The sequence below is a fragment of the Streptomyces sp. NPDC058401 genome (assembly GCF_042722885.1).
Taxonomy (GTDB): Bacteria; Actinomycetota; Actinomycetes; order Streptomycetales; family Streptomycetaceae; genus Streptomyces.
In genome coordinates this window covers 21,042-30,286 of the sequence record NZ_JBHXKA010000101.1, presented here as the reverse complement: position 1 = coordinate 30,286, position 9,245 = coordinate 21,042, and the positions used below count along the sequence as shown (strand labels likewise).

The 9,245-nt window shown below is 71.0% G+C and carries 5 protein-coding genes; all 5 read right to left on the bottom strand.

Going from position 1 to position 9,245, the window contains the following annotated elements; translation table 11 throughout:
* On the bottom strand, window positions 1-1,991 hold a 1,991-nt coding region (locus ACFWNV_RS29225), incomplete at its 3' end, for a hypothetical protein (protein ID WP_383952808.1).
* 134 nt (window positions 1,992-2,125) lie between these two features.
* On the bottom strand, window positions 2,126-4,051 hold the full coding sequence (locus tag ACFWNV_RS29220) for a TIGR03960 family B12-binding radical SAM protein (RefSeq protein ID WP_383952806.1): 1,926 nt from the start codon (window positions 4,049-4,051) through the stop codon (window positions 2,126-2,128).
* 73 nt (window positions 4,052-4,124) lie between these two features.
* Entirely contained in the window at window positions 4,125-5,645 is a 1,521-nt protein-coding gene (locus ACFWNV_RS29215) for a CHAD domain-containing protein (protein WP_383952804.1), read from the bottom strand.
* A 201-nt stretch (window positions 5,646-5,846) separates the two neighbouring features.
* Complete coding sequence (gene rodA / locus ACFWNV_RS29210; RefSeq protein ID WP_383952802.1) at window positions 5,847-7,049, bottom strand: rod shape-determining protein RodA; 1,203 nt, start codon at window positions 7,047-7,049, stop codon at window positions 5,847-5,849.
* A 6-nt stretch (window positions 7,050-7,055) separates the two neighbouring features.
* Window positions 7,056-9,233 carry a penicillin-binding protein 2 gene (mrdA, locus tag ACFWNV_RS29205; RefSeq protein WP_383952800.1) on the bottom strand — a complete coding sequence of 726 codons (2,178 nt, stop codon included), beginning with the start codon at window positions 9,231-9,233 and terminating at the stop codon, window positions 7,056-7,058.
* Window positions 9,234-9,245 lie beyond the last annotated feature (12 nt).

The following is a 9,245-nucleotide window of genomic DNA, read 5'->3' as shown; positions in this document are numbered from 1 at the left end:
GTCTTGAACTGCACGCAGGTGCTGTCCAGGGCGGACTTGAAGGTGTAGCCCGTGGACGCCCCGCCGACGGTCAGCGACTTGGGCGCGGGGCACTTCGCGGTCTGCGAGATGTCCCGGCGGACCAGCTGGTAGCTGTCGGCGTAGCCGGTACCGATGAGCAGCGCCGGATAGGCGGCGGCCTGGAGCATGCAGCTGGTCGTGGTACCGCCGACCGTGCTGCACACCGGGTTGCCGGCGTCGTCGTAGATCTGCACGGAGGCGTTGACCCGCTTGCTGGCGTTCGTGTAGTCGATCATCTCCGCGGTCGAGTGCTTGCCCGCCGCGAGTGCGAGGCACTTGACCTGCTTGTCTGCGGTGAGATTGGCCCGGCTGCCCGGAGAGGGGCCGAAGGTGGCGCTGTTCCAGGTCGTGCAGCCGGCGGTGTTGCCGGTGCCGTGGACGGTCACCCGGTAGGTGCCGGAGGCGGGGCCGTTGAAGACCGCGCGGAAGGGGGCGGTGCCGGTCAGCTTGCAGACGGAGAGGTCGTACGTGGCCTCGCACTGCTGCTCGCCCTTGGCGTCGTACACCGTGGTGCTCACGTCCGCGCCGCCGTCCGCCGGCAGGTTGTCGTAGAAGTACAGGCCCTTGCCGGTGGCCGTCGGGAGGGTCCGGCAGAGCCGCTGGCCGGCTCCGGTGAAGGAGCCGGTCGCCGGACCGGAGGCGAAGCCGTCGTCACGTACGTCCGTGCAGCCGGCGGACTGGCTGGTCACGTAGAACCAGAAGCCGTACGCGTCCATGGTGTTGTTCGCGTCGCGCGCCCAGGTGTAGGAGCCGGCGGAGAGGTTGCACGGCTTCAGGAGCTGTGGCGTGCAGGCTGCCGTTCCGTTGAGCCGGTAGAGGCGCCCCGAGATCCACGAGGCGGCCTCGGTCGGACCGAAGGAGTGGGGACCTGTAGTGGTCACGCGCAGGGTCCGGCACGGCGCCTTGGAGGTGGCCCCGGGGACGGTGCCGTAGGCCTGCACGTCGACGACGGGGCAGCCGGTGCCGTAGGACAGGCGGGCGACGGTGAAGCCGTAGGCCGCGCTCCGTCCGTAGTCCTGGTTGATCAGCACGGTGTACGGAGCGGTGCCCGTCAGCTTGCAGTCGAAGTCCTGCGAGCTGTTGACGCGGGTGGAGCAGACCTGCTTGCCGGAGGCGTCGAAGACGGTGCCCTGCACCTCGTACGAGGTCAGGTGTACGCGCAGGACGGAGCCGGTGACGACGTTCGTCGGCAGGCGGCGGCAGTCACCGGTGGAGCCGGCGGCCACGGTGGCCTCGAAGAGCTTCGGCGCCCCGAGGGCGACCGCGGACGCGGCCACGGTGGCACAGGTGGTACTGGAGACCAGCGATCGGTAGGAGACCGAGAAGCCGTCCGTGGAGGAGGAGCTGACGTCCAGAGTGTAGGCACCCGCCTTGCTGGTCAGGCAGCTCCCCTCGCCCGACCAAGACTGCGGCCGGGTGCAGGCGACCTCGGATCCGTCGGGCCCGGTCAGCTTCGTGTACGCGGATCCGCCGCTGCCGAGCTCGACGGCCTGGACGAGGACCAGGTCCGTCGCCGCCGTCAGGGAGAACGTGAACCGGAACGGCCCCGTCCCCGAGGGTTTGGTGCAGGTGTGGACCGCGTCGGGTGCGAGGGCGCCCGAGCAGGTCTCGGCGGCCGCTCCACCACGGATCTCGCGCGCGGCCGCGGCCCGCTCGGCCGCGGGGTCCCGCGGCTTGGGCGCGGGCTCGGCGGGCGGCGCCTTCGGGGCGGGCGGGGCCTTGGGCGCGCCCTCGGCCGTGGGGCCGGCCGGCCCGTTCGCCGGTACGGACGCAGCGGCGGCCCGTCCCCCGTCCTGTGCTGCGACGGCGGCGGTGGCCACGCCGGTGGGTCCGACGAGAGCGGCCAGGACGGCGATGATCAGCGCGACGAGCGCGACGCCTTGGCGTCGGCCTCTCGCTCGACAGCGGACGTGCTTGAAGCGTTGTGGCATGTGATCCCCCCAGGATGCACGCCCCCGCCTCGTGTCGATCACTGCGGCCCGGGGAGCCAGCGGAGCCTAGCGAACACGACGGCCCGCCCCGTGCTCGGGGCGGGCCGTCGGCGTGCGAACGGGGCGCGGAGGTACTACTTCACGACCGACAGGGGCAGCAGTTTCTTGCCCGTCGGGCCGATCTGGATGCTGGTGTCGAGCTGCGGGCAGACGCCGCAGTCGAAGCACGGGGTCCAGCGGCAGTCCTCGACCTCGGTCTCGTCGAGGGCGTCCTGCCAGTCCTCCCAGAGCCAGTCCTTGTCCAGGCCGGAGTCGAGGTGGTCCCAGGGGAGCACCTCTTCGTAGGTGCGCTCGCGGGTGGTGTACCAGGCGACGTCCACGCCGTACGCGGGCAGGGTCTTCTCGGCCGCCTGCATCCAGCGGTCGTACGAGAAGTGCTCGCGCCAGCCGTCGAAGCGGCCGCCCGACTCGTACACGGCGCGGATGACGTCGCCGATGCGGCGGTCGCCGCGGGAGAGGAGGCCCTCGACGATGCCGGGCTTGCCGTCGTGGTAGCGGAAGCCGATGGAGCGGCCGTACTTCTTGTCGCCGCGGAGCTTGTCGCGGAGCTTGCCGAGACGGGCGTCCGTCTCCTCGGCCGACAGCTGCGGGGCCCACTGGAAGGGGGTGTGCGGCTTGGGGACGAACCCGCCGATCGACACCGTGCAGCGGATGTCGTTCTGGCCGGAGACCTCGCGGCCCTTGGCGATGACGTTGACCGCCATGTCGCCGATCTGGAGGACGTCCTCGTCGGTCTCGGTGGGCAGGCCGACCATGAAGTACAGCTTCACCTGGCGCCAGCCGTTGCCGTACGCGGTGGCGACCGTACGGATCAGGTCCTCTTCCGAGACCATCTTGTTGATGACCTTGCGCATGCGCTCGGAGCCGCCCTCGGGGGCGAAGGTCAGACCGGAGCGGCGGCCGTTGCGGGTCAGCTCGTTGGCCAGGTCCACGTTGAAGGCGTCCACGCGGGTGGACGGGAGGGACAGGCCCACCTTGTCGTCCGTGTAGCGGTCGGCCAGGCCCTTGGCGATGTCCGCGATCTCGGTGTGGTCGGCCGAGGAGAGGGAGAGGAGGCCCACCTCTTCGAAGCCCGTCGCCTTGAGGCCGCGTTCCACCATCTCGCCGATGCCGGTGATGCTTCGCTCCCGCACGGGGCGCGTGATCATGCCGGCCTGGCAGAAGCGGCAGCCGCGGGTGCAGCCGCGGAAGATCTCCACGGACATGCGCTCGTGGACGGTCTCGGCGAGCGGGACCAGGGGCTGCTTGGGGTAGGGCCACTCGTCGAGGTCCATGACGGTGTGCTTGGACACGCGCCACGGCACGCCGGAGCGGTTCGGGACGACGCGGCCGATGCGGCCGTCCGGCAGGTATTCCACGTCGTAGAAGCCCGGCACGTACACGCCGCCGGTCTTCGCGAGGCGCAGGAGCACCTCTTCGCGCCCGCCCGGGCGGCCCTCGGCCTTCCACGCGCGGATGATCTCGGTCATGTCGAGGACGGCCTGCTCGCCGTCGCCGATGACGGCGCAGTCGATGAACTCCGCGATCGGCTCGGGGTTGAAGGCCGCGTGGCCGCCCGCGAGCACGATGGGGTGGTCGACCGTACGGTTCTTCGCCTCCAGCGGGATGCCCGCGAGGTCCAGCGCCGTCAGCATGTTGGTGTAGCCGAGCTCGGTGGAGAAGGACAGTCCGAAGACGTCGAAGGCCCCGACCGGGCGGTGGGAGTCGACGGTGAACTGCGGCACCTTGTGCTCGCGCATCAGTTCTTCGAGGTCCGGCCACACGCTGTACGTGCGCTCCGCGAGCACGCCCTCGCGCTCGTTGAGCACCTCGTACAGGATCATGACGCCCTGGTTGGGGAGCCCGACCTCGTACGCGTCCGGGTACATCAGCGCCCAGCGGACATCGGCGCTCTCCCACGGCTTGACCGTGGAGTTGAGCTCACCGCCGACGTACTGGATCGGCTTCTGGACGTGCGGAAGCAGGGCCTCAAGCTGAGGGAAGACCGATTCGGTCATCACGCGACTTTCGTGAAGCGGGCAGGGGGCGACTCTCAAGCGTACCCCGGGGCCCGGAGCGCCCCCGCCCGCACCATCAGCCGCGTACGGCCGCCGCCGGCCCCGCGGTCGCCGCCCACACCTGGGGCAGCTCGTGCTCGCGGCGCTCGGCCAGTGCCTCCTCGCGGGCGTAGAGCACGCCCCAGGTGAAGGCCGACTCCCCCGCGCCCGCCGCCTGGACGGCGAGTGCGCGCAGGGCTTCGCGGGCGACGACCCCGTCCCGGTGGTCGCCGAGCAGGGTCTGGACCGCCTTCACCGCCTTGGCCAGCCTGCGCGCGGGTTTGCCGAGGGCCGGGGCGGCCGCCTCGGCCGCGTACCGGGCGCGCTTCGCGGCCTTGCGGGCCTCGTGCAGGGCCAGGTCGCGGCCCTGGCCCGGGTCCATGGACAGGGCGGCCCCGACCCGGCCGGCGAGGCGTTCGTAGTCGCCGAGGACCGCGGCGGGCAGGGCCGACGCGGCGGGCCGGGCGGCGGCCTTCAGCAGCGGCGGGTCGGCCAGCAGGGCGTCGAGGGAGTTCAGCAGGGCCACGTGGCGCCGGCTGTCGAGCGCGGCCAGCGCGGCGCGGCGCGAGCCGGTGCGGCGGGCCACGTTCCAGATCTTGAGGCGGCCGCGGACCGGGCCCAGCACGAGGGTGCGCGGGAGTTCGTCGAGGCGGGTCTGGATCCGCTCCAGCAGTACTTCCTGGTCCCGGTCGACTCCGAGCTCGGCGGCGAGCCAGCGCAGCTCCTCGCCGACCGGTCCGGTCTCGGCGGGGTCCAGGATCCGGCGGTGGGTCTTGAAGGCGCTGCGCAGGCGGCGGGTGGCGATCCGCATCTGGTGGACGGAGTCGGGCAGCCCGCGGCGTACGGCGGGGTCCTGGGCGATGAGGATGTCGCGCTGTTCGCGCAGGTACGCGAGCACGTGCGCGCCCACCGTGTCCTGCTCGGGGCCCTCGCCGGCCGTGGGGGCCGGGGGCTCCCCGCCGGTCTCCGTCAGCGCCCGGGCGAGCTTCGAGGGGGCGTCGCTGACCCGGAGTCCGGCCTTGCGGAAGGTCTTCTCCACGGCGTCGAGCAGCGCCGGGTCGGCCCCGTCGGCGAGCTCGACCTCCACCTCGGTCCAGGCGGCGTTGGCCTCGGCGCGCTCGGCCCGGACCGCGTCCGTGGACAGCTCCGCGAGGAGGCCGCCGTCGGCGTCGAGGAGGTGGCTGACCTTGCGCGAGGACAGGAGCCTGACCTGCGGTTCCAGCGGGATGTCGCGGACGCGGGAGCGCAGCAGTGCGGTCAGCGCGTCCGGGACGGTGTCGCCGAGGGGGGCCGTGATCTCGTCGCGCACGCCGGGGGCGACGGGCAGTTTGAGGTGCCAGCCGGCGTCCTTGCCGCCGGTGCGGCGGCGCAGGGTGAGCCCGTCGGCGGCGAGCCGCTGGTCGGGGGTGTCGTAGTAGACGGCGTCGAGCTCGACCGTGCCCTGGTCGGTCACGGACGCGATGGCAGCCGTGCCCCTCAGGTCGGGTACTCCGCGCCGTCCGGCCTTGGTGGTCCTGAACTCGAATTTGCGCTCGATCTCGCGCTTCGTGTCCGCCATGGATCGAACGTAGTCCTGAACGGAAGGCGGCGGGAAGAAAAACGGCGGGTGCGGCGGAAAACCTGCCCGGGAACCGACGGATCGAGCCGAACGCCGGCCGGCCCGGCCCGGGCAACCCCGGGGCCGGGCCGACAACGCCTCACGCCGACGACGTCTCACGCCGCCAATGCCTCACACCGACAGCGCCTCACCGCCGCCGCCTCACGCCGACAACGGCCGCTGCACCCTGATCGACTGGAGCAGCCCGATGGCCACCCACACGGCGAACATCGATGATCCTCCGTAGGACACGAAGGGCAGTGGCAGCCCGGCCACGGGCATGATCCCGAGGGTCATGCCGATGTTCTCGAAGGCCTGGAAGGCGAACCAGGCGATGATCCCGGCGCACACGATCGTGCCGTAGAGCTCGGTCGTCTCGCGGGCGATCATGCAGGCGCGCCACAGGATGACCCCGAGCAGCACCAGGATCAGCCCGGCGCCGACGAAGCCCAGCTCCTCCCCCGCCACCGTGAAGACGAAGTCGGTCTGCTGCTCCGGCACGAACTGGCCGGTGGTCTGCGAGCCCTTGAAGAGCCCGGAGCCGGTCAGCCCGCCGGAGCCGATGGCGATGCGCGCCTGGTTGGTGTTGTAGCCGACGCCGGCCGGGTCGAGCTCGGGGTTGGCGAAGGCCGCGAAGCGGTTGATCTGGTACTCGTCGAGGACGCCGAGCTGCCAGATCAGGATGGCCCCGCCGGCGCCGGAGCCGAGCAGGCCCAGCACCCAGCGGTTGGAGGCGCCGGAGGCGAGCAGGACGCCGAGCACGATGACGACCATGACCATCACGGAGCCGAGGTCGGGCATCAGCATGATGATGCCCATGGGGAAGGCGGCCAGGCAGAGCGCCTTGACGACGGTGCGGTGGTCGGGGTGGGCGAGGTCTCCCGCGTCCACCCGGGCGGCGAGCAGCATCGCCATGACCAGGATGATCGTGATCTTGACGAACTCGGAGGGCTGGAGCGAGAAGCCGCCGCCGACCACGATCCAGGCGTGGGCCCCGTTGATGGTGGCGCCGAGCGGGGTGAGCACCGCGAGGATCAGGACCACGGAGAGCCCGTAGAGGATCGGTACGGCGCCGCGCAGGGTGCGGTGTCCGAGCCAGATCGTGCCGATCATCAGCACGAGGCCGATGCCGGTGTTCATGGCGTGCCGGAAGAGGAAGTAGTACGGGTCCCCGTTGTTCAGCGAGGTCCGGTTGCGGGTCGCCGACCACACCAGCAGGGCGCCGATGAGGGAGAGGGCGAGCGCCGAGAGGAGTATCGGCCAGTCGAGCCGGCGCACGACGGAGTCGCGGGCGGTGAGCTTGGCCATCGCTCCCCGCTGCTCCGGCGCGTACCGGGGTACGGAGAACTTGTTCGCGGTCTGCATCAGGGTTCAGTCCTGCCGTGCTGCGGGCGGGGCGGGCGGCCCGGCGAGCGGGGGCGGCGCCAGGTCTTCGGGGGACGGGGGCACGTACGGCGTGATCGCGGGAGAGTCGATGGAGCCGTCGGCCTGGATGGCGGGGAGCTTGGCCTCGGGGCGGATCAGCAGGGCGGCCTTGGGGTCCTGCTTGCCTGCCATGTCGAGACCGTAGATGGCGTTGTAGACGTTGCGGACGGCGGGGCCGGAGGCGCCGGAGCCGGTGCCGCCCTGGGAGATCGTCATGACGATCGTGTAGTCGTCGGTGTACGTGGCGAACCAGGAGGTGGTCTGCTTGCCGTAGACCTCGGCGGTGCCGGTCTTGGCGTGCATGGGGATCTGCTTCTGCGGCCAGCCGCCGAAGCGCCAGGCGGCGGTGCCGCGGGTGGCGACGCCTTCGAGGGCCGCGGCCATCTTCTGCCGGGTCTCCTCGGTCATCGGGAGCCGGCCGTGGGACTGCGGCTTGATCTCCTCGACGTGCTTGCCGTCGGCGCTGACGATGGCCTTGCCGATGGTCGGGTTCCACATGGTGCCGCCGTTGGAGATGGCGGCGTAGATGGTGGCCATCTGGATCGGGGTGACGAGGGTGTCGCCCTGCCCGATGGAGTAGTTGACGGCGTCACCGGCGCGCATGAGGTTGCCTTCGAGGCAGTTCTCGTAGGAGAGCAGCTCCACGTAGGTGCCGCCCTTCTTGCCGGTCTTGCACCAGCCGTCCTTGTTGGCCGCCCAGAACCGCTGCTTCCACTCGCGGTCGGGGACCCGGCCCTTCTCCTCGCCCGGCAGGTCGATGTTGGTCTCGGCGCCGAGGCCGAACTGGTGGGCGGTCTTGTAGAAGACCTGCGCCGGGTTCTTCTTCGGCTTGAGCCCGCCGTCCTTCAGCCATTCCTTGTGGCCCAGGGCGTAGAACACGGTGTCGCAGGAGACTTCCAGGGCCCGCCCCAGGGTGATCGAGCCGTGTCCCTGGGACTCGAAGTTCTTGAAGACCTGGCCGCCGATGGAGTACGAGCTCGGGCAGGGGTACTCCCCGTCGAACTTGTACCCGGCGTTGACCGCGGCCGCCGTCGGGATGACCTTGAAGATGGAGCCGGGGGCGGCCTGTCCCTGGATGGCCCGGTTCATGAGGGGGACGTTGGAGCCCTTGGCGGTGAGGCGGGCGTAGTCCTTGCCGGAGATCCCGCCGACCCAGACGTTCGGGTCGTAGGTGGGGTTGGAGGCCATGGCCACGACCCGGCCGGTCCTGGACTCCATGACGACGATGGCGCCCGCGTCGGCCTTGTAGAGGACGCCGGTGTTGCGGTCGATCTGCTTGCGCGCTTCCAGCATGGCCGCATTGAGCTCGTACTCGGCCACGCCCTGGACCCGGGCGTCGATGCTGGTGACGAGGTTGGCCCCGGGCACGGCCCGGTCGTTCCTGGCCATGCCGATGACCCGGCCGAGGTTGTCCACCTCGTAGCGGGTGACGCCGGCCTTCCCGCGCAGTTCCTTGTCGTAGGTGCGCTCGATGCCGAAGCGGCCGACCTGGTCGGAGCGCAGGAACGGGGAGTTGGTGTCCTTGGCCTTGACGATCTCTTCGTCGGTGACCGGGGAGAGGTAGCCGAGGACCTGGCCGGTGTTGGCGCCGCCGGGGGCCGGGTAGCGGCGTACGGCGGTGGGCTCGGCGGTGATCCCGGGGAAGTCCTCGGGGCGCTCGCGGATCTGCAGGGCCTGCTGGGTGGTGGCCTTGTTGGTGACCGGGATCGGCTGGTAGGGGGAGCCGTTCCAGCAGGGCTGCGGGGTCTCGTTGTTGCAGAGGCGGACCTTGTCGGTCACGTCCTGCGGCTTCATGTCGAGGACCCCGGCGAGGCGGGAGAGCACGCCCTTGCCGCGGTCCTTCATCTTCATCAGCTCGGTGCGGCTGGCGGAGACGACGAGGCGGGTCTCGTTGTCGGCGAGGGCGACCCCGCGGGCATCGAGGATGGAGCCGCGCACGGCGGGCTGGACCACCTGCTGCACGTGGTTGTTCTTCGCCTCGTCGGAGTACTCGTCGCCGTTGCGGACCTGGAGGTACCAGAGCCGGCCGCCGAGGGTGAGGAGGAGGGAGAAGACGAGAACCTGGATGATCACGAGCCGGATCTGCACCCGGGAGGTACGGCCGGTCTCCGGAATGTTGGTCACGTGGACTCCTCC